The organism is Pseudoclavibacter sp. RFBG4, from assembly GCF_002931515.1.
GTDB lineage: Bacteria > Actinomycetota > Actinomycetes > Actinomycetales > Microbacteriaceae > Pseudoclavibacter.
In genome coordinates this window covers 98518-119564 of sequence record NZ_PSYC01000022.1, presented here as the reverse complement: position 1 = coordinate 119564, position 21047 = coordinate 98518, and the positions used below count along the sequence as shown (strand labels likewise).

At 69.7% G+C, this 21047-nt stretch carries 13 protein-coding genes and 2 tRNA genes; 7 read left to right on the top strand and 8 right to left on the bottom strand.

Features of this window, described 5'->3' with window-relative positions:
• Positions 1-18: 18 nt before the first annotated feature.
• Positions 19-1458, top strand: coding sequence for an MFS transporter (locus tag C5E10_RS06895; RefSeq protein ID WP_104331004.1), 1440 nt, complete (start codon positions 19-21; stop codon positions 1456-1458).
• A gap of 80 nt (positions 1459-1538) precedes the next feature.
• Here C5E10_RS06895 and C5E10_RS06890 read toward each other — a convergent pair whose 3' ends face one another.
• Both C5E10_RS06890 and C5E10_RS06885 read right to left on the bottom strand, forming a co-directional pair.
• Positions 1539-2024, bottom strand: coding sequence for an SRPBCC domain-containing protein (locus C5E10_RS06890; RefSeq protein WP_104331017.1), 486 nt, complete (start codon positions 2022-2024; stop codon positions 1539-1541).
• Positions 2025-2041: 17 nt separating this feature from the next.
• Positions 2042-2419: a helix-turn-helix transcriptional regulator gene (locus C5E10_RS06885; RefSeq protein WP_104331003.1), complete on the bottom strand. Its 378-nt coding sequence runs from the start codon at positions 2417-2419 to the stop codon at positions 2042-2044.
• Between the two features lie 71 nt (positions 2420-2490).
• On the opposite strand from C5E10_RS06885, the gene C5E10_RS06880 reads away from it, so the two are divergent.
• Positions 2491-5556, top strand: a complete 3066-nt coding sequence (locus C5E10_RS06880) for a DEAD/DEAH box helicase (protein ID WP_104331002.1) — start codon at positions 2491-2493, stop codon at positions 5554-5556.
• Positions 5557-5618: 62 nt separating this feature from the next.
• Here C5E10_RS06880 and C5E10_RS06875 read toward each other — a convergent pair.
• Positions 5619-5692, bottom strand: a tRNA-Gly gene (locus tag C5E10_RS06875).
• Between the two features lie 142 nt (positions 5693-5834).
• On the opposite strand from C5E10_RS06875, the gene C5E10_RS06870 reads away from it, so the two are divergent.
• Positions 5835-5911 (top strand) — tRNA-Pro (locus tag C5E10_RS06870).
• A gap of 235 nt (positions 5912-6146) precedes the next feature.
• Positions 6147-7778 carry a Mur ligase family protein gene (locus C5E10_RS06865; RefSeq protein ID WP_104331001.1) on the top strand — a complete coding sequence of 544 codons (1632 nt, stop codon included), beginning with the start codon at positions 6147-6149 and terminating at the stop codon, positions 7776-7778.
• Between the two features lie 48 nt (positions 7779-7826).
• Here C5E10_RS06865 and C5E10_RS06860 read toward each other — a convergent pair whose 3' ends face one another.
• Both C5E10_RS06860 and C5E10_RS06855 read right to left on the bottom strand, forming a co-directional pair.
• Positions 7827-9251, bottom strand: coding sequence for a DUF2252 domain-containing protein (locus C5E10_RS06860; protein WP_104331000.1), 1425 nt, complete (start codon positions 9249-9251; stop codon positions 7827-7829).
• A gap of 104 nt (positions 9252-9355) precedes the next feature.
• Positions 9356-9805, bottom strand: coding sequence for a GNAT family N-acetyltransferase (locus tag C5E10_RS06855; protein WP_104330999.1), 450 nt, complete (start codon positions 9803-9805; stop codon positions 9356-9358).
• A 111-nt stretch (positions 9806-9916) separates the two neighbouring features.
• On the opposite strand from C5E10_RS06855, the gene C5E10_RS06850 reads away from it, so the two are divergent.
• Together C5E10_RS06850 and C5E10_RS06845 are read left to right on the top strand one after the other, a co-directional pair.
• Positions 9917-10579 (top strand): DUF6891 domain-containing protein, encoded by a 663-nt coding sequence (locus C5E10_RS06850; protein WP_104330998.1) that lies wholly within the window; start codon positions 9917-9919, stop codon positions 10577-10579.
• A 148-nt stretch (positions 10580-10727) separates the two neighbouring features.
• A complete protein-coding gene (locus C5E10_RS06845) occupies positions 10728-16253 on the top strand; it encodes an SCO7613 C-terminal domain-containing membrane protein (RefSeq protein WP_104330997.1) in 5526 nt (1841 codons plus the stop codon).
• 29 nt (positions 16254-16282) lie between these two features.
• Here the strand turns inward: C5E10_RS06845 and C5E10_RS06840 are convergent, their stop codons facing one another.
• The 3 genes from C5E10_RS06840 to C5E10_RS06830 are packed head-to-tail and all read right to left on the bottom strand — an operon-like array spanning position 16283 to position 18391.
• A complete protein-coding gene (locus tag C5E10_RS06840) occupies positions 16283-17245 on the bottom strand; it encodes an Fpg/Nei family DNA glycosylase (RefSeq protein ID WP_104330996.1) in 963 nt (320 codons plus the stop codon).
• Positions 17238-17783, bottom strand: coding sequence for a ribose-5-phosphate isomerase (locus C5E10_RS06835; RefSeq protein WP_104240752.1), 546 nt, complete (start codon positions 17781-17783; stop codon positions 17238-17240). The genes C5E10_RS06840 and C5E10_RS06835 overlap by 8 nt, the downstream gene beginning before the upstream one ends.
• Positions 17783-18391: a DsbA family protein gene (locus C5E10_RS06830; RefSeq protein ID WP_146080185.1), complete on the bottom strand. Its 609-nt coding sequence runs from the start codon at positions 18389-18391 to the stop codon at positions 17783-17785. The genes C5E10_RS06835 and C5E10_RS06830 overlap by 1 nt, the downstream gene beginning before the upstream one ends.
• An 83-nt stretch (positions 18392-18474) precedes the next feature.
• Between C5E10_RS06830 and pepN the strand changes: the two genes are divergently transcribed.
• A complete protein-coding gene (gene pepN, locus C5E10_RS06825) occupies positions 18475-21030 on the top strand; it encodes an aminopeptidase N (protein ID WP_104330994.1) in 2556 nt (851 codons plus the stop codon).
• Positions 21031-21047 lie beyond the last annotated feature (17 nt).

Genomic DNA, 21047 nt, shown 5'->3' with positions numbered 1-21047 from the left:
TCAGCAAGGAGCACCCCCATGTCCTCTGATCAGTCCAGCAGAGGTGGCCCCGGTGCCACCCTTGCACCCCTGACCCGCGAGATCGACCTCACACCAATCCAACGCAAGACGGCACGGAGATCGGTCGCCGGTTCCGCGATCGGCAACGCCATCGAGTGGTTCGACTACGGCATCTACGGCTACCTCGCGATCTACGTGTCGCAGCTGTTCTTCACGTTCAGCGACGACCAGGGTGGCGCGCTCGCCCTCATCCTGACCTTCGCGACCTTCGCCGTCTCGTTCCTCGTGCGCCCCCTCGGCGGCATCGTGCTCGGACCGCTCGGCGACCGCATCGGCCGCCAGAAGGTGCTCGTCTTCACGATCATCATGATCAGCCTCTCGACGGCGGCGATCGGCCTCCTCCCGTCGTTCGACTCGATCGGCTTCGCAGCGCCCATCCTGCTCATCCTGCTCCGCATGCTGCAGGGCTTCTCCGCCGGCGGCGAGTACGCCGGTGCGGCGATCTTCATGTCGGAGCACGCGCCTGACGACAAGCGCGGCTTCTTCGGCTCGTTCCTCGAGTTCGGCACCCTCGCCGGTGCAAGCGCCGCCGCCATCCTGTGCACGACGCTCGCCTTCATCGTGGGCGACGACGGGATGCTCGAGGGCTGGTGGCGCCTGCCGTTCCTGCTCACGCTCCCCCTCGGCCTCGTCGCCCTGTGGATGCGCCGCCACCTGAGCGAGTCCGAGACGTTCGTCGACGACGCCCAGGAGCCAGGCGAGAAGCAGACCGCCATCGGCGCCCTCGTGTCGCTCCTGAAGAACTACCCGATGCAGGTGCTGAAGCTCTTCGGCTTCGTGATCCTCATCAACGTCGCCTTCTACCTCGTGCTGACCTACATGCCGACGTACCTGTCGACGACCCTCGACCAGAGCACCGCCGAATCGACGTTCTCGCTCGTGGTCATCCAGCTCCTCATGATGGCCGTGATCGTGCCGTTCGGCGCACTCTCCGACCGCATCGGCCGAAAACCGCAGCTCATCGCCGCGAGCATCGGCTTCACCGTCTTCTCCGTGCCGGCGGTCATGCTCATCCAGACCGGGTCGCTCATCGCGCAGATCGCGGGCCTCGGCATCCTCGGCCTGTTCCTCGTCATGATCATCTCGACCATCTCGTCGACGCTGCCCGCGCTGTTCCCGACCGCGGTGCGCTACTCGGGCTTCGCGATCGGCTACAACATCTCGACGGCGATCTTCGGCGGAACCGCGGCCTCGGCCAACACCTGGCTCATCGACCAGACCGGCAACGTCCTCATCCCGGGGTTCTACCTCGCGGGTGCCGGCCTCATCGGTCTCATCTCGGTGCTGACCTTCAAGGAGACCGCCGGGCGCTCGCTGCGCGGCAACGTCATCCCCGGCAGTGACGACGTGGAACGCGTCGCCGCCGGCGAGCACCTCGTCGGCAAGGTCAACAAGTAGGCAGAGACCGATCCGACACCCACGCGGCGCTCGTCGCGGCCTCCCGCCGCGACGAGCGCCGCTGTGCTGAGCAGGACGTCTCAGCCGGCGAGGACGGCGTCGATCTGGCCCATGGCCTCCGTCATGCCCTCCGCCATGCCCATCTCGATGACGCTGTCGAAGTCGGCCGGAGACGCGAAGACGGAGACGGTGGTCATGCGAGTGAGGTCGCCGGCAGCCTCGATCGTGACGGTGCAGCGCATGACGGGCAGCTCGAGGTTGCGTGAGCCGTCGTCGTGCGCGAACCCGTTGTCGAACGACAGCGTGTGGTGCGGTTCGATGCTGACGAACTCCCACCACTCCCCCGCCGTCGTGCCGTCCGGTCCCGTCATGTGCGACAGGACCTTGCCACCAGGCGAGAACTCGAACGAGTCGACCGTGGACGGCCAGGTCGGCGGGCCCCACCAGCGCTCGAGCTGGCGGGGGTCCTCCCACAGCCGCCAGACGCGCTCCGGCGTCGCGGCGTGCTCGGTGACGACGGTCAGCGTGCGCTGATCCGGATCCTTCTGCGTTGAGATGACGGGCATGATGCTCTCTCCTTCGTTCACCGCTCGCCAGCGTCGGCGCGCGGGGGTGGTGGTGCGCTCTCGTCGTCGTCGGCGAGGAGCGCGTCGATGCGGGATGCTCGGTCGCGCCAGAGCCGCTCGTAGGACTCGAGGAGCCGCGTCGCCTGGGCGATCGTCGCCCGGTCGGCATGGACCAGCTGCTCCCTTCCCCGCCGCCGTTTCGTCGTGAGGCCTGCCCTCGTGAGCACGGCGACGTGCTTCTGCACGGCCGCGAAGCTCATGGCGTAGGCCTCGGCGAGGGTGGTCACGGACTGCTCCTCGCGGAGCACGCGCGTGAGGATGTCGCGCCTCGTCGTATCCGCCAGGGCCTGGAAGATGCGGTTGACGTCGTCCTGACTGAGCTGTTGTGTAACCATTTGGTTGTACGTTACGCCGCACGGAGCGCCGAGGCAAGACCAGTGGGGGTGGTGGTTCGTAGACTGCACCGGTGAGCAATCCGAGCGAGAGTCCCACGCAGGCGTCCTGGCGCAGCGCACTCGGGCGACTCCTCGAGCAGCCTTCCGCCCCGGTTGAGGGCGACACCCACGAGCGAATCGTGCCGCTTGCTCTGCAGTTCGAAGTCCGAGAACTCATCCCGCGCACCATGTACCGCTGGAACGGACCCACGTCACGCCGCGCGTTCACGGGCGACGACGGCGCGGCCACGGCGCTCGACGAGCTCCGGCTCGGGGCACGACCCGTCATGCAGGGGGTTCGCGGCAAGTGGGTGAAAGGCGATCTCACCTGGGCGAAGCTGCAGCACCTGCGCGGGCGTCGAGACCTCGACCCTCGGCACCAGGCCTGGTTCGCGCAGTTCTTCGCGGTGCACCGAGCCGCGCGCCCGCCAGAACCGGGCCAGGACAGCGAATGGCTCTTCCTCGACGAGGCGCAGAGCCCCGTGATGTGGACGATGCTCCAGGAGGCCATCAGCCTGGACATCGCCTTCGTCGGCACGGGCAAGCGCGCCAGCATCACGCTCGAAGCCGGCTCGAGCCTCACGCTCGACGCCAAGCGGACCCCGGGCGGATTGACCGTGGCGCCACTCCTCACCATCGGGGATGCGCCCGCCGACTTCGAGACGGCCCGACCGGTCGGCGACCACGGCTTCTACGCCTTCGACGCCGACGAGCCCGACCGCATCCGCCTCGCCAAGAGCGACACGAGGCTCTCCCACCAGCAGCTGGCCCTCCTCGACCCCGGACGCGCCCGCAGGACCGAGTTCACGGTACCGAGCGACGACGCCGACGAATTCGAGCGCTCGCACCTGCCAGAGCTCGCGGCGCACCTGCGGCTTGGCAGCGCAGACTCGTCGGTCCGCATCCCTGAGCCGACACCTCCCGAGCTCATCCTCACCACGACGTTCGGCCCCCGGCACAGCATCGAGCTGCGCTGGCGGTGGGCCAACCCTCGGTCCCTCGCCGCACCGCCCGCACTCTCGAGCGTGCTCGAGGAGGGCATGCTCCCGCGCGACTGGATGCCGGAGGACGTCGACTCCCCCGGCGCCCTGCCCGCTCGGGTCACCCTCTCGCAGATCGAGGCCGCACGCTTCGCGGCCGAGACCCTGCCGCTGCTCGAACGACTCCCGGGCATCCGCGTCGAGACCGTCGGCACGCCGCCCGCCTACCGGGAGCTGCGCGGAGCCCCGAACCTGACCGTCACGACCGTGCCCACCGAGCGGCACGACTGGTTCGACCTCGGGGTCACCGTCACCGTCGACGGCAACGTGATCCCCTTCACGAAGCTCTTCAAGGCCCTCGCGCTCGGGAAGCCGAGACTGCTGCTCATCGACGGCAGCTACCTCTCCCTCAAGCACCCGGCATTCGAGCCGCTGCGCGAGCTCATCAGCGAAGCGCAGGGACTGAACGAGTGGGAGCCGAACCGACTGCAGATCAGCCGGAGGCACGCCAGCCTCTGGTCCGACTTCGAAGACCTCGCCGACGAGGCCGAGCCAGCCGTCGAATGGCGCGAGCTGCTTCGTGAGCTGCGGGAGGACGCCCCCTCGCCCATCGAGCCTCCCCGGGGGCTGCACGCGTCACTGCGCCCGTACCAGCAGGAGGGCCTCAACTGGCTCGCGTTCCTCTGGCGGAACAAGCTCGGCGGCATCCTCGCCGACGACATGGGCCTCGGGAAGACCCTGCAGACCCTCGCCCTGGTGCAGCACGCACGCGAGCAGGCAGCAGATGGGAGCGAGCCGGCACCGCTGCTGGTCGTCGCGCCGACATCGGTCGTGTCGAACTGGGTGTCGGAGGCCGCCAGGTTCACCCCCGAGCTCACGACCCGGATCATCGACGCGACCCAGGCCAGCTCAGGGCGCCGCGTCGCGGACGTCGCCGACGGGGCGAGCATCGTCGTCACGAGCTACGCGCTCTTCCGGCTCGACTTCGACGCCTACCGCGGCGTCGCCGAAGACACCGGATGGTCGGGGCTCGTCCTCGACGAGGCCCAGTTCGTGAAGAACGCGAGCTCGCTCGCGAGCGAATGCGCGAGGGACCTCGAGGTGCCGTTCAAGCTCGCCATCACGGGCACGCCCCTAGAGAACTCGCTGACCGAGCTGCACGCGCTCCTCGCGATCACCGCCCCTGGCCTGTTCCCCTCGGCGAGGCGGTTCGGGGAAGAGTACGTGCGCACGATCGAAGGCAAGCGGCACGGCGTGAGCGATGGTGTCGGTGCCGGGCTGAGCGAGCCCGCGAGCGCCGAGGTGCGAGCCAAGCGCCTCGCGAGACTTCGAGCGCGCATCCGCCCCTTCCTGCTCAGACGCACGAAGGAGCGTGTCGCACCCGAACTGCCGGAGAAGCAGGAGCAGACGCTCTTCATCGAACTCAGCGAGGAGCACCGCGAGCTCTACGACCTCTACCTGCAGCGCGAGCGCCAGAAGCTCTTCGGGCTGCTCGAGGACCTCGACAAGAACCGATTCATCGTGTTCCGCTCGCTCACGCTGCTGCGCCTCCTGGCGCTCGACCCCGCGCTCATCCAGGCGGGTCTCGACGGCATGCCGCCGAGCACTGTGCCCTCCAGCAAGCTGGATGCTCTGCTGGAGCACCTCACGGACGTCGCCGCCGAGGGGCACCGGGCGCTGGTCTTCAGCCAGTTCACCTCGTACCTCAAGCTCGTCGCCAAGCGCCTCGACGCGGAGGGAATCCCCTACGTGTACCTGGACGGCGCGACGACGAAGCGGGCAGAGGTCATCGCCTCCTTCAAGGAGGGCACGGCCCCCGTGTTCCTCATCAGCCTCAAGGCGGGCGGGTTCGGCCTCAACCTGACGGAGGCCGACTACGTGTTCCTGCTCGACCCGTGGTGGAACCCGGCGAGCGAAGAGCAGGCCATCGACCGTACGCACCGCATCGGGCAGGAGCGTCGCGTCATGGTCTACCGGATGATCGCGGAGGGCACGATCGAGGAGAAGGTCATGGCGCTCAAGGATCGCAAGTCGAAGCTCTTCAACGCCGTCATCGACGACGACGAGCTGTTCAGCACCGAGCTCTCGGCCGAGGACATCAGGGAGCTGCTGCAGTAGCCGAGGGAGCGTGGAAACACGAAGCCCGGCCGAGCCATCTCTGGCTTGACCGGGCTTTTGTCTGGAGGGGCTGACGAGAATCGAACTCGCATCATCTGTTTGGAAGACAGAGGCTTTACCACTAAGCTACAGCCCCGAATCGGGACGAAGAGAATGCTACCCCATCTCGGCGAGGTCCGTGAACCCCACCCTCCACCAGCGAGTCGCGGCCGTGGATGTGGTCCGCGTGGCCCCGGGAGTCCGGTAGCATTGCCTCCGGTTCGCCGCGCGATCGGCACCGGGGTGTAGCTCAGCTTGGTAGAGCGCCCGCTTTGGGAGCGGGAAGTCGCAGGTTCGAATCCTGTCACCCCGACCAACGTCCTCCTGCGGCATCGAGCCAGGCAAGACCCCCTTTCGAGGGGGTCTTTTTCGTTGGCTCATGCGCCACGCATAGACGACTCACATGTTCGTCATGTGACCCGCATATGCGGCGTCGTTATCTTCTTGTTATCTGCACGTTGGCGTGACTGAGGTCCTTCGCACCGGCGTCGGCCGAGGCGTTGCAGTGAAGGCCACCCGCGGCGCCCCAGCGCCCTCCGAGAGGAACACCATTGCAGTCAGATCTCGCACGCCCCAACAGCCCACACGCTGTTCCCCTCGCCACGATCGCGGCTGCGACCGGCGGGATCGCCTCCCCCGCGAGCGACGCCATCACGGTGACCGGGGTCTCGAGCGATTCCCGGCGCATCCGCCCGGGTGACCTCTACGTCGCGATTCCCGGGGCACGGATGCACGGCGCAGACTTCCTGCCAGCGGTCGTTCGGGCCGGTGCGGTCGCCGTGCTCTCCGACGAGGCCGGCGCAGCCAAGGCCGCCGAGTTCGACCTGCCCGCCATCGTCGTCGAGAACCCGCGCGAGGTCATGAGCGTCGCCGCCTCGACCGTCTTCGGCACCGAGATCGCCACGCCCCAGCTCTTCGCGGTGACCGGCACCAACGGCAAGACGACCACGAGCTACCTCCTGCACGCGCTCTTCCTCTCGCTCGGCATCAAGGCCGGGCTCTCGGGGACCGTCGAGCGCATCGTGGGGGACGCGCGTCTCGAGACACGCCTCTCCGGTCGACTCACGACGCCAGAGTCCGACTACCTGCACGGCCTCGTCGCTCGCATGACCGAGGACGACGTGCAGGCGGCCGCGATCGAGGTCTCCTCGCACGGCCTCGACGGTGGGCGGGTCGACGGACTGCCCTTCGAGAGCGCCATCTTCACGAACCTCTCGCAGGACCATCTCGATGTCTACGGCACGCTGGAGAACTACTTCGCGTCGAAGCTGGTGCTCTTCACGCCGAGGCACGCGAAGCGCGGCGTCATCGCGATCGAAGACGAGTGGGGGCGCCGCGCGGCAGCCGAGTCCCTGATCCCCGTCGTGACGGTCGCACGAGACACCGCGGAGGGCGCAGACGACGCCGACTGGGTGCTGCACATCGACGCCGAGGGCCTCGAACGCACCGACTTCACCCTGCGGGGCCCGAACGGCGAGGAGCTCACCTCCAGCATCGGCCTCCCCGGCGCCTTCACGGCGCTCGACCTCGCGCTCGCGATCGTCTCCGTCATCGGCACCGGACTCGCGTCGCTTGAGCAGATTCGGGAGGCGCTGAGCGCCACGGACGGGCTCCACCCCGTGGTGCCGGGTCGCCTCGATCTCGTCTCCGGCGAGTCGGAGCTGCGCGTCTACGTCGACTACGGGCACACGGCAGCGTCCTTCCGCGCGGTGCTGCACGCCCTCCGTCCCTTCACCCCCGGCCGGCTCTTCATGATCTTCGGCGCCGACGGCGACCGAGACAAGGGGAAGCGACCGGAGATGGCGCGCGCCGCGAGCGAGGAGTCGGATGTCGTCATCGTCACCGACTACAACCCGCGAACGGAAGACCCCGACGGCATCCGCCGCACCCTCGTCGAGACGATCCGCGCCGAGTTCCCCGAGCGTGAGCTCTACGAGATCGCCGACTCAGCCACCGGTATCGACCACGCGGTCGCGCTGGCCGAGGTCGGAGACCTGATCTTCGTCGGCGGGCACGGGCACCGGGCCGACGTCGAGGTCGACGGCCGCATCGTGCCGTACTCGGCGCGAGAGGCCGCCGTGGCGGCGCTGCGCGAGCACGGCTGGCTCGCGCCGGAGCCGCCGAGCAGCGCCTTCGGGGCGGCGGATGCGGTCACCGACGCACAGCAGCGCCGCGCCTCCTAGGATCCTGGAGCGCGTCCGGGGAGACGAGGCGCTGCCGCACGCACGACCTCAGCGGTCGGAGACCGCCTCGAACTCCCCGCGGTCTCTGGCCGCGAGGATCTCGGCGTAGTCGAGCGCGGACTGCTCGGCGTAGCCGATCGCCCACTCGGCCATCGCGCCATCGAACGAGCCGCTCTTGCCGAGGTACCCGGCGATCATCGGCGCGATGGGGCTCTGCGCGTGAGCGCGTGCGAGGAGCGTGCCGCACGCCTCCCCGTACTTCGAGAACTCCGACGGCGTGAGCTGGTCGAGGTCGACCGAGCCCTTCATGTCCCTGAACTGCCGCACGTAGAAGTCCCTTGGGACGCCGTCCTCATCCTCGAAGCGCAGGTAGCCGAGGAACGGATCGGAGACGGCCTGCAGGATGCGCTGACAGCTCACCACCCGGTACCCCTCTCCGAGCTCGTCGTACTCGCGGCGCGATCGCGCCTGGAGGAGCCTGCGCGGGTCGACGTGGCCGTAGGCCTCGAGCACCGACGGCGGCGCCTCCTTCACCTGCAGCACAAGCGCCTCCCCGCCTGGCCCCGTCAGGATCAGGATGAAGCACCGGGTGCCCACGCTCCCGACCCCGACAGCCCGCCGCGCGACGTCCGTGAGCGTGAAGTTGCCGAGCAGGAACGCCACGTCGGTGCCGACCGTCGCACGGTAGCGCTCGAAGAGCTCCTCGACGCGCGCCTCGGCCTCGGGTGAGATGTGCGTCATCACGGGCGGGTTCTCGACGATGAGCCTGGTGCCGTCGGCCGCCCGCTCCGTGAGCTTGTCGACGAACTTCTGCGACGTGCGCTTCCTGGCGCTCTTCGTCGCCTTCGCGAGCACGTCCTGTGCCTCCGTCCTGAACGAGGGATGCGCCACGTCGGTGTCGAGCCGCAGGTAGTAGCGGTCGAGGGCCGAGTGGCCCACCATCTCGCGCATCCCCTCCCGGTAGGCGGCCGCGGCCTTCCTCGCCGCCTTCCTCGTCTGCTCCTCGGTGAGTCCGAGGTCTCGGGCGCCGACGACCACGCTCGCCACGAGCCGCTTCAGATCCCACTCCCACGGCGCAGACGCGGCTTCGTCGAAGTCGTTGAGGTCGAACACGAGCGTGCGCTGCGGTGAGGCGAACAGCCCGAAGTTGCTGAGGTGCGCGTCGCCGCAGGCGAGCACCTGGATGCCGGTGCTCGCCCCCTGAGACAGGTCGTGCGCCATGATCGCGGCGGTGCCGCGATAGAACGTGAACGGGCTGTCGAGCATCCGCCCCATGCGCAGCGCCACGAGCTCTGGCAGTCTCGCTTCATTCTGCGCGGCGAGGATCGCCCGGGGGTCGCGCTCGCCAGGGACGAAGATGGCGTGCTCGACGTGCGGCTGCGTCTTGCGGAGCGCCTTGCCCGCCGCGTAGAGCTCGTCGCGAGTCGGCCGGGGCGCGCGATCGCGCTGCAGGCGGCTGAGGTGTGTCGGCATGAGGGGCCTTCCTCGTCGAAGTGTCGAGCTCCGGCTCGATGAGGCTCAGTCTCTCGCGATTCGGTGAACGCCGAGAGACGCCGTCGCGACCGAGCGTCGCGTGGTCACGACACGATGTCGTAGGTCACCCACGCCGTCTGCTTCGCGACCGAGTCGTAGAGGCGCCGAGCCGTCGCGTTGTCCTCCGCCGTGATCCAGCGCACGACGCTGAGGCCAGCATCCGTGGCGTACTCGCCGAGGTGCAGCAGGAGGGCCCGGCCCGCGCCGCCGCCGCGGACAACCGGGGAGGTGAAGAGGTCGTCGAGGTACAGGCCCGTGGTGGCCGAGAGCGGTCGAGCGAAGCGCCGCACATGCGCGAGGCCGCCCAGGTGCCCCTCCGGGTCGACCGCGACGAAGCCGTGCGACTCGTGGGCCTCGTCGCTCAGCCACGACCAGACGGTGTCGATCTTGGCCTCGTCGGCGGGAACCCCGTAGAACGCTCGGTAACCGCGATAGAGCTCCCGCCATTCCGGCTCGTCCGACGCAGTGACGGGGCGCACATTCCATTCAGTCATGCGCCAAGTCTCGCCCCAGCCCGCCGAAAAGCGCCAGCAGACTCGGCGGGAAGGCCACCCTGAACAGCTCACGGTTGGACGTTCCCCCCGTGGAGACGTAGAGTCTCCGCCGTGGATCTGTTCAAGTACCTCCGCCCAGCCTCGAGCACCCCCCAGGCCGAGCACCAGCCGCACGGCGTTCACAACGCGCGGGAAACCCTCCGCGCTCGGACCGTCGAACTCATCCGACCCGGCTTCGTCTCCCTCGACGAGGCCCTCGAGACCGCTGGCTCGTTCGCCGAGGACGAGGCGCTGCCCGTCAGGCCCGATGAGATCGAGCGGATCGTCACCGCCACCTGGGACGATCTCGCCGACTGCCAGCGTGACTGGGCCAGCGAGGGCGACTACGAGAAGCTCCGAGCCGCGTTCGCCGACCTCGAGCAGGCCGGCGTCGTCGCGCGCATGAACTTCGCCTGCTGCCAGAATTGCGGGCACGCTGAGATCGAGGCCGAGAGGATTGTCGGCAAGCACGTCGGCTACGTCTTCTTCCACCAGCAGGACGCTGAGCGCCTCGCCGGCGACGACGCGGAGCTGCTCCTCGCGTTCGGCACGTTCGCGGCCAGCGCCTCGCAGACGGCGGAAGAGCGCGCGGAGGCGGAGCACCAGCTCGGACGTCTCGTGGCCACGACCATGCGCAGCAACGGCCTCGCGGTCGAGTGGGATGGGCAGACGTCGTCTCGCATCGCCGTCTCCATCAGCCAGTGGCGCAAGCGCCTCCCGCTCGTCAGCGCCTGACCGCGTCTCGGACCTGACTGCCCTGCTCATCTGGCCGGGCAGTCCTCCCCCGCTCCCGCTTCCGCCTCCCCATTCTTGTCCGGAGACCGGCATCCTCGCGGCTCGCTCGCTAGGCTGACGCCCAGACAACCCCGGGGGTAGACGCAGAGTGACTGACGCAGGAGTGGGCAGACAAGCCCAGAGGCCACGGTTCCCGAAGACGCTCGGCGATCTCACCGACCCGAGCAAATGCCCTTCGTGCTTCGAGACCTATGGCGCTCCAGGGCCGTCCTGCCCCGCCTGCGGCTTCACCCGCGACTCAGCGGTCATCAGCCATCTTCTCGACCTCGGCGCGCAGGCGCGCGGTCCCCTCCTGGCCCGCGGTGAGTTCATCGTCGCGGCGAACGAGCAGGCAAGGGCGAAGGCCCACGCGGCGCGACAGGACCAGCTGGCTCGAGCCGAGCAGGCACGGCTCCGGGAGGAGGAGCGGGGCAGGAGCCAGGCAAGCGACGCGCTGCTCGCGGCCGACCACGCGAGGCTCCTCGGAGGAGCCGCAGGTCACCTCGGGGCGGATGCGTCTCAGGTTCCGGCTCCGGTCCCGGCTCCGCGGCAGGCGCAGGGGCAGGGGCAGAACACGCAGCAGCGCGGCCAGCACGTGCCCGCGCCGGCGCAACAGACGACGCAGCACCCGGCGCCGCAGCCGACGGAGACCTGGGCCACGCAGCGCGCCCCCTCCGGGTATCAGGCACCACCGGCCCAGCACCTGCCGCCCACCCCGCCAGCTCGACCGCCCAGGCCCCGACGCTCGAGCGTCCAGCTGCTGCTCCTCGTGCTCGGCATCGGGCTCCTCAGCATCGCCGCGGTCGTCTTCCTCACCTTCGCCTGGGTCGTCTTCGGCGTCGAGGTCAAGGCGGCCATCACCGCCGGCGTGACACTCGCGGTCATCGCGACCGCCAGCATCCTGAAGCGCCGGAGGCTCTCGGCCACGGCGGAGGGGATCGGCGCGCTCGGTGTCGTGCTGGTCGTCCTCGACGTCTGGGCCGTCCAGGCCACGGGTCTCCTCGGTGCCGGCGACGTGCCGGGGACGCTCTACTGGGGCATCGGCCTCCTCGTCGCGACGGTGGCCTTCGAGGCCTGGCATCGCCTCTCGCGCCTGCGCGCCCCTGGCATAGCCGCGAGCCTCACCGTGCTGCCCGCCCTCGCCCTCACCGCGGCCGGAGCCACCGCCACGTTCCTGTCCCCCGTGCAGCGACTGGTCCTCGCCCTCGTGCTGGCCGGTGCCGCCTCCGCGCTGCACGTTCTGCTGCGCGTCAGGCCTTCCGTCTCGGCAGCGATGCAGGGCCCACCCGCCGCCGACTCGTTCAGCGGTGCAACTCCGCGCTCGCTCGAGCGCTGGATCCTCGCCGTCACGGGCGTCGTCGCGCTCGCCGGCGGCGTGCTCTGCGGCGCGGCGGCGGCAACCGGCAACGACCCCTGGCTCGGGTACGCCTTCCTCTTCCTCATCGCGGCTGCTTCGGCGGCCCTGCTGGCCTGGCTCGTCAGCCAGGAACGCGGAGCACTCGCCGCGCGCAGCCTCCTCATCGCCTTCGGCATCCTGACGGCGCTCTCGCTCGGGGCCGTTCCCCTGAGCTTCACCGGGGCTGTGCGCCTCGCGCTCTCGCTTGCGCTCATCCCGATCCTGCTGGCCGCTGCCCAGGTGGTCAGGTCCCGACTCGCCGCGACAGCACGCCCGCAGTCCGCCGCGTTGCAGCTCGCGGTGACCTCGCTGAGCTTCACGACGCTCGCAGCGGCTGCGGTCCCGGTGATCTCGCTTGGCCTCTCGGTCGTATCAGCCGACTCCGTGCTGTCCTTCGCCGCCGCTGACCAGGCCGGAATGGCACAGGCGCTCTCGGGCGCCGAGCTGCGCACCTGGTGGGCCATCGCGGGCGGTGCGCTCGGGCTCGCCGTGGCAGCAGGGCTGCTGCAGCTCGTGCCCGGCCGGATCCGGCAGCTGACTCCCGCCTTCACGGCGGCGGGATCTTTCCTCGCGCTGTGCGCCGCCGCGAGCGCTCCTGGGGCGCTCACCGTCACCATCGCGAATCTGCTCATCGCCGCGTCCTCGGTCGCGGGAGCGGTCGTCCTCTCCCGCGAGCGGCTGGCCGCACCTGCCGCCGCAGTCCCGACCACTGCCCTCAGAATCGTGCTCCAGTGCGTCGCCGGCGTCGCGATCCTCGCGCTGCTGGCGGCGGGGCTCGCGGTGCGACCCGTTGAGATCGGCGCGGTTGTCGTCGGCGCTGCGCTCACCTTCGGGCTCCGGTTCTCGGCCGGGCGCACCTCGCCGCTCCGGCCCGTCCTCACCGCACTCACGGCCGCGCAGCTGCTCGCCGTCCCCCTGCTCGTCGCGTTCGTGCGGGACGCCTGGAGGACCCCGGAGCCATCGGGGACGAACCTCGCCATCACGTGCTCCTACCTCGGCATCGCGCTCCTACTCGCCGCCTCGCTCCTGCTCCCACGACCGTGGCTCTCCGCCGCCGAGCGCATCCTGCTCGCCTCCGCGGCAGCCCTCCCCGCCTTCGTCGCCTCCTTCGTGCTGCTCGCGCTCCTCAGGTCGAGCGCGGCGCGAAGCGACGACGGCGCCCTCCTGACGAACGCCACCTGGCCGCTCGGAGCCCTCTGGCTGAGCTGCGCCGCGCTCGGCGTGCTGCTGTGCGCCGCGTGTGTGCTCGTCGCCCTGCGCCGCCGGCAGGACGAGGATGCACCCGCCGTGGTGCCGCTCCTCGCCGTCCTGCCCCCAGCCCTCTGGGCAACCCTCGGGGCGCTCGTCACGGCGTTCGTGACGGCGCAGTTCCTTCCGCCGGTCGTGGCCTCCCTCGGCGTCGCCGCCGCCGCGCTGGCTGCCGGTGGCACCCTCGCAGCCCGACTTCGCGGCGCTCAGGGAAGCAGGGTCCTCTCCGCCGAGCTCGCAGCCACCGCCGTCGCGCTCGTCTCCCTCGTGAGCACGCCGTTCTTCACCGGCGACTTCGGGGCGTCCGCGGGAGCCCAGTACCTCGCGGCGACGATCGCAACCTCGGCCGCAGTGCCGGTGCTGCTCGCGATCTCCCCCGCAGGGCTGTTCCGCGCGCGAGGACGAGCCTCGATCGCCTGGATCGGCGTGGGCCTCCTCACCGCCGCCTGGTACGTCTTCGCCGCCGGCACCCCCGGCATCACGAGCTCCGAGGGCTTCCATCTCCCCGCCGGAGTCCCGCTTGTCGTCTCCGCGCTCCTGCTCTGGTGGTTCGGCCGGGCACGGAGCGCTGGCGTGCCGGCACGAGCGGCCGCCTTCGTCCTCGCCGGCGGGCTCGTGCTCTCGACGGTCGTCCCCGCGATCACGTCAGCTGAGACGACCACGAGCACGCTGCTGTACTTCCTCGTCGGCATCGTGGTCGCCCTGGGGGTCGCCCTTGCAACGAGCATCCTCAGCGTCCCGGCCCACGCGCGTCCGCTGCTCATCTCGCTGAGCGCCTCGGCCGCCGGCGTCGCCGTGCTCACGGCGCTCGCCCACGTCGAAGCGAACCTGACCAGCGAACTCAACCGACGCGGCCTGCTCACCGGGCTTCTCACGAACGTCGAGGCGCTCCTCTGGCTCGTGGCCTGCGTCCTGCTCGTCGGCACCGTGTCGTTGTTGCTGCTGCGTCCCGTCTGGGCTTCGGATGAAGTCAGCGCCCGCCGCAAGCTGCTCATCGCCCTCCTCGCAGCGACCGGCGGAGCCGTCGTCATCGCGCTCCTGCTCACCGCCCGGTTCGAGAGCGCCATCCTCCTGCTCGGACTGGCACTGCTCGCGGGCCTCCTCGCAGCCGTCCTGCCCGATCGCCTCGTCTCCGCGGCCGGCCGCGCCGGACTCGCCCTCGTCGGCTTCCTGGCGCTCGCATCCCACGGTGTCGCCGTGACGGTCGGCATACCCAGCGGGTCGAGCAGCCCCTGGATCCAGCAGCAGACGGGCATCACCGTGCTCCTCGTCGGCCTCGTCGCGGCAGCCATCGTCGTGATCGCCCGAGTGCTCTCCGCCCCGAACCTGCTCGTGAGACTCGCCAGCTACGCCACCACGGTCCTCGCGACCTGGCTGCTCGTGGACCACGTGCAGGCCATCGGTGTCGAAAGCGTCTCCCCCGTGCAGATCGCCGCCGCAGCCGGAGTCATCGGAGCGCTCACCGCCCTGGCCGGTGTGCTCCTGGCTCCCGAGGGAACGCGCCGAGGAGACGGGATCGCGCTGCGCGCGCTCGGCCTCCTGACGGCGCTGGCCGGCGTTCCCCTGGCAGCGGGAGCCTCACGCGCCCGAGTCGAAGGGTTCGCCGACTGGAGCGCGCTTCCGACCGCAGTCGCCCTGCTTGCGTCCGCTGCTATCGTCGCGAGCCTCCACCTCGGGGCGCGCTCGCCGTACGCGATCCTCCGCTACCTCGGCGTGCCGGTCCTCGCACTCGCGTGGGTCTGGGAGGTGCTCGGGAACTGGGACGGCTCCTCCTTGTTCGTGGCCTTCGGCGGAGCGTTCCTCGTGTTCTTGGCAGCTGGCACCGCGACTGCCGCGACCGGCCGTCTCGGCGACGAGCCCCATCCGTCAAGCGTCGAGAGCCTCCTGTGGCTGGCAGCGGCACCCGGCATCTGGCTCAGTGCAGGCGCGATCGCCGCGGTCGCGCAGCCCCTCGACGAAGCCGGCGCCCGCATCCTGTCGCTCTCGGTGCCGGAGTTCGCACTCGCCATCCTGACGCTCGCGCTGGTCGTCGTGTGCACCGTCGCGCCCGTTGCAGCGCGGATGCGCGCTTCGGCCAACGCATTGGGCGTCGGCTCGTCGATCTCGGCCGCCGTACTCGGCCCCGCCCTGGTCATCGCGGCGCAGGGACCCCTGACCCCGGTCGCCCTGCCGCTCTGGGGCGTCCTGCCTGCCTGCTTCGTGCTGCTCTTCGCGAGCGCGCTGTGGCGCCGCCAGCACCAGCTCGAGAACCCGCGCCTCGCCGCGCTCGCCTCGACGGTGCTCGTGCCCCTCTCCATCACGGCGCTGGTGCTCTCCGCACTCCCGAGCATCCTGCGACGCGAGGTCGAGAACGGCCAGCAGCTCGCACTCACCTGGGTGCTGGTGCTCTGCGCCGTCACGCTGGCGAGCCTGGTCCGCCCGGAGCTGCTCCCGACCCTGGCGCCGGCGCAGTCCGCCCCCGGCGCTCGGCCCTCGCTCCGCGTCCCCGTCCTCGCGTTCTCCGCCGCAGCCATCGTCGCCATCGTCGGCATCGTGGCCACCGAGGCCCCGGCCCCATGGCTCGAGCTCGCGACGGCACCCCTCGGCGCCACGCTGCTGGCAGGAGGCCTGTACTTCCTCGACCAGCGCCCCGCGCTGCGCAGCTGGGCCGCGCTCACCCCGGGCCTGGCCCTGCTGCTGGTCCCCAGCTACCTTGCGCAGTTCGCCGACCCGGCGCCCTGGCGTCTCATCGCCCTCGGCCTCGGCGCGGTCGGCGTCACCGTCTGGGGAGCCACGCGTCGCCTCCAGGCCCCGCTCGTCCTCGGCGCGATCATCACCGTGCTCCACGCGGTCACCGCGTTCCGCCAGCAGCTCGCCGTCGTCGCCGGCGTCGTCCCCTGGTGGGCGTGGCTCGCACTCGCGGGCACGGTACTCGTCGTCATCGCGACCACCTACGAGGCGAGGCTGCGCGACGCGAAGCGCGCCGCCGCGTCCATCCGCTCGCTCAGGTGAGCGCGCCGGCTGTCAGCTCGCGAAGAACGTCAGAGCTGGCAGCCGGGGCACCAGTAGAGCTTGCGGGCCTGCATCTCCTCGAGGGCGATGGGGGTTCCGCAGACACGACACGGCTTCCCAGCACGGCCGTAGACCCAGTGCCGGTCCTCGCGGTTCTCGAGAGCCGCTGCCTTGGCCTTCCCTCGAAGCCCGTCGATCGTCATCATCTGGCCCACCTCGACGCCGATCTTGAGGAGCTTCGTCCAATCGCGCCACAGCTCCCTGAGCTGCTCGTCGGTGAGCTGCGAGGTTGGCGTATGCGGGTTGATGCCCGCCCGGTAGAGCATCTCAGCCCGGTACACGTTGCCGATGCCGCTCACGATCTGCTGATCCATGAGCACGATGCCGATGGGCGTGCGCTTGCCTCGCGCACGCTCGAGGAAGCGTGCCTCCGCCTTCGCACCACGGTCGACGAGCGGGTCCGGTCCCAGCTTCTCGATGCGCGCAGCGACCTCGTCGCCCGTCATCAGCTCGCACGCGGTCGGACCACGGAGGTCGGCGCACGTCTCTGCCGTGAGGAGCCGCAGCCGCACGGCCCCGAGGGGCTCCGGCGGCCACTGCGAGAGCTCCTGCTCGCGCTCAGCCTCGGCCATCTTCAGTCGCGTGCGCCTCGGGGCCCCGATGCTCGACAGCGAGGTCTCGCCCCTCGAGTCCTCGATCGTCACACCGGGACGGGTGCGCGAGTACTCGCCGGTCTGCCCGAGCGTCGTCGAGACCTGACCCGAGAAATCCCAGGCACCATAGATGCCGAGGTGCACGCGCAACCAGACACCGCCCTCGAACCGCGAGAACATGTGCTTGCCGACCGCGAAGGTCTCGACCATCTCGCGGCCGTCGATCTCGGCAGCACCCTCGACGAAGCGCCCCTGCGGCGAGGACGCCGAGACGACACGCCCCGCATAGTTCGCAGTGAACTGGCGGGCTATTCGGTGGACGGAGTGACCCTCAGGCATTCCCCGCCGGCGTCTCAGACTCCACCATCGGCGGAACGACGGTGCCGACGGCGCCAAGCACCGACTTCCCGGCGATCTTGCCGGTCTGCTCGTACTCGGCGAGCTGCGAGATGCGGCGCAGGTGGCGCTCTTCTCCCGGGAACGGCTCGGCGATGAAGATGTCGATGAACCGCAGCACATCCACGATCTCGTGCTGCCTCGCGCCGATGGAGATCACGTTGGCATTGTTGTGCTCGCGCGCCAGCTGCGCCGTGGCGTCGCTCCACGCCAGCGCCGCACGCACACCCGTGACCTTGTTGGCCGCGATCTGCTCGCCGTTTCCGGAACCGCCGAAGACGACGCCGAGCGACTTCGAGCCGTTGGCCCAGTCGTTGGCGACAGCCTGCGCGGCGTTGATGCAGAACGACGGGTAGTCGTCGAGGGCGTCGTACTCGGACGGGCCGTGGTCGACGACCTCGTGACCCTGATCGCGCAGGTGCTCCTGCAGCTGCTGCGAGAACTCCAGTCCAGCGTGATCCGTCGCCACGTGGATGCGCATCAGTCGAACACCGGTCCGCGGGTGCGGCTGCGCTTGAGCTCGAAAAAGCCATCGACCGACGCGGCCATCACGACGCCGTCGAACAGGCGAAGCGCCTCCTCGCCCTTCGGCGCAGGAGAGACGACGGGGCCGAAGAAGGCGACGCCGTCGATGGCGATGATCGGCGTTCCGACCTCGTCGCCGACACGCTCCATGCCGGAGAGGTGGCTCGCGCGGTAGCGCTCGTCGAACTCGCCGGCGTCGGCCCGCTCGACGATCGACTCGGGGATCTCCAGCTCGGTGATCGCCTCCTGCAGCACCACGTCGCGGTCCTTGCGGCCACCCGGGTGGATGCGCGTGCCGAGCGCGTCGTAGAGCGCCTTGACCTTCTCGTTGCCGAGGTCCTGCTCGACGCCGGCGACGACGCGGCCGAGGCGGGAGGTTCCCTGCAGCATGTCGCGGTACGACTGCGGGATGTCCTTCTCCTCGTTGAGGAGCTCGAGGCTCATGATGTGCCAGGTGATGTCGAGGTCACGATGGCGAGCGACCTCGTCGATCCATCGCGAGGTCATCCAGGCGAATGGGCAGATCGGGTCGAACCAGAAATCTACTTTGATCGGTGCGGGCATACGCATAAGCCTACTCGGCAGGACTAGGCTGGCCGCGCCGCAAGCCCGGAACCTCCGGGCTCCCTCACACCAAAGGAGCTGGAATGCCCGGAGAGAACCTGACTCGCGCTGAGTCGGTCGAGCGTCGAGGAGTAGTGCTCGGCGTCGAGCACTACGACGTCGCACTCGACCTCACGACGGGTCCTGAGACGTTCCGCTCGATCACGACGGTCACGTTCTCGGCGGTTCCCGGCTCGTCCACCTTCATCGACGCCATCACGCGCCAGGTGCACAGCGTCGTGCTCAACGGCGAGGCGCTCGACGTCGCTGCCGTGAACGACGGGGTGCGCATCCAGCTGCCGAACCTCGCCGAGCACAACACGCTCACGGTCGACGCGGACGCGATCTACATGAACACGGGCGAAGGCCTGCACCGCTTCGTCGACCCCGCTGACGGCGAGGTGTACCTCTACTCGCAATTCGAGGTGCCCGACTCCCGCCGCATGTTCACGGTGTTCGAGCAGCCGGACCTGAAGGCGAGCTTCACGTTCCACGTCACGGCCCCCGCGGCGTGGCAGGTCATCTCCAACGAGCCGTCGCAGGCGCCTCAGCCCATCGACAACGAGCGAGCCGTCTGGCACTTCGCGACGACGCCGCGCATCTCGAGCTACATCACGGCGCTCGTGGCCGGCCCGTACACGGTCGTGCGCGACGAGCTCACCTCCATCGACGGACGCACGATCCCGCTCGCCGTGTACTGCCGCACGTCGCTCGCGCCGAACCTCGACGCCGACAACATCTTCCGCACCACGAAGCAGGGCTTCGAGTACTACGAGAAGGCCTTCGGGGTTCCATACCCGTTCACGAAGTACGACCAGCTCTTCGTGCCCGAGTTCAACGCGGGCGCCATGGAGAACGCCGGATGCGTCACGTTCACGGAGACCTACGTGTTCCGGTCGAAGGTCGCGGATGCGGTGCGCGAGCGCCGCGTCGTCACGATCCTCCACGAGCTCGCCCACATGTGGTTCGGCGACCTCGTCACCATGAAGTGGTGGAACGACCTCTGGCTCAACGAGTCGTTCGCGGAGTTCATCTCGACGCTCGCGACCGCTGAGGCCACCGAGTGGACCGAGAACTGGGTCACCTTCAACGCCAGCGAGAAGTCGTGGGCGTACCGTCAGGACCAGCTGCCCTCCACGCACCCGATCGTCGCGGAGATCCGCGACCTCGACGACGTGCAGGTCAACTTCGACGGCATCACCTACGCGAAGGGCGGGTCGGTCCTCAAGCAGCTCTTCGCCTGGGTCGGCCGCGACGCGTTCTTCGCCGGCATCAACGCGTACTTCCAGAAGCACGCGTGGGGCAACACGGAGCTGCGCGACCTGCTCGTGGAGCTCGAGACCACAAGCGGCCGCGACCTCACCGAGTGGAGCGCCAAGTGGCTCGAGACGGCCGGAGTCAACACGCTCCGCCCCGTCTACGAGCTGGACGAGCAGGGGAACTTCGCGTCGTTCGCCATCGAGCAGACGGCGACCGACGAGCACCCCACCATCCGTCCGCACCGCCTCGCGATCGGCCTCTACAACGTGCAGGGTGACGAGCTGGTGCGCATCCACCGCTTCGAGCTCGACGTCGACGGCGCGCGGACCGAGGTGCCGAGCTTCGTGGGCGGTGCGCTCCCGGACCTCATCATCGTGAACGACGACGACCTCGCCTACGCGAAGATCCGTCTCGACGAGCACTCGGTCGCCACGGTGCAGCAGCATCTGCCGAAGCTGCGTGCTCCCCTGTCCCGCTCCCTCGTCGTCAGCTCGCTCTGGGACGCGACCCGGGATGCGGAGCTGCGCGCACGCGACTTCATCCGCACCGTCCTCGGCGTCATCGGAACCGAGACCGAGTCGACGACTCGCCGCACGGTGCTCGGCCAGCTCATCTCCGCGGCCAAGTTCTACACGGCGCCGGAAGACCGGGCCGAGATCGTCGAGGTCGTCACCGACGAGCTCTTCGAGCTGGCGAAGCAGGCCGAGGCGGGATCGGACGCCCAGTTCAGCTTCGTCAAGTCGTTCGCCTCCCTCGCGGAGAGCCCCGCGCAGCTGGACGCCGTCGCCGCGCTCTTCGACGGCACCTTCAAGCTCGAGGGCCTCGACATCGACACCGACCTCGGCTGGGAGCTCCTCTACGCGCTCGTCGCGGGCGGCCGCGCCGGCGAGTCCGAGATCGCGGCGAGGCTCGAATCCGACCGCACGGCGGACGGCGAGCGCAGCGCGGCACATGCCCGCGCAGCGATCCCGACGGCCGAGGGCAAGGAAGCGGCCTGGGCGTCCGTCATGGATCGCTCGGACGCGACCAACGCCATCGTGCGCGCCACCGTGGCCGGCTTCGACCGAGTCGCCGACGAGGCGCTCCTCGAGCCGTTCGTCGACCGCTACTTCGGTCACATCTCGACGATCTGGGCCGACCGGAGCTTCCAGATCGCGGAGACCCTCATCGAGGGCTTCTTCCCCGCGGGCCTCGCGACGGCCCGCGTCCGAGACGCCGCCGACGAATGGCTCGCGAACAACGAGGGGGCGGCGCCCGCGTTCCGCCGCATGATCATCGAAGGCCGCGCCGGAGTGGTGCGCGCCCTCGCGGCTCAGGAGCGCGACGCGCAGCCAGAGTAGGCACAGCAACGCGAAGA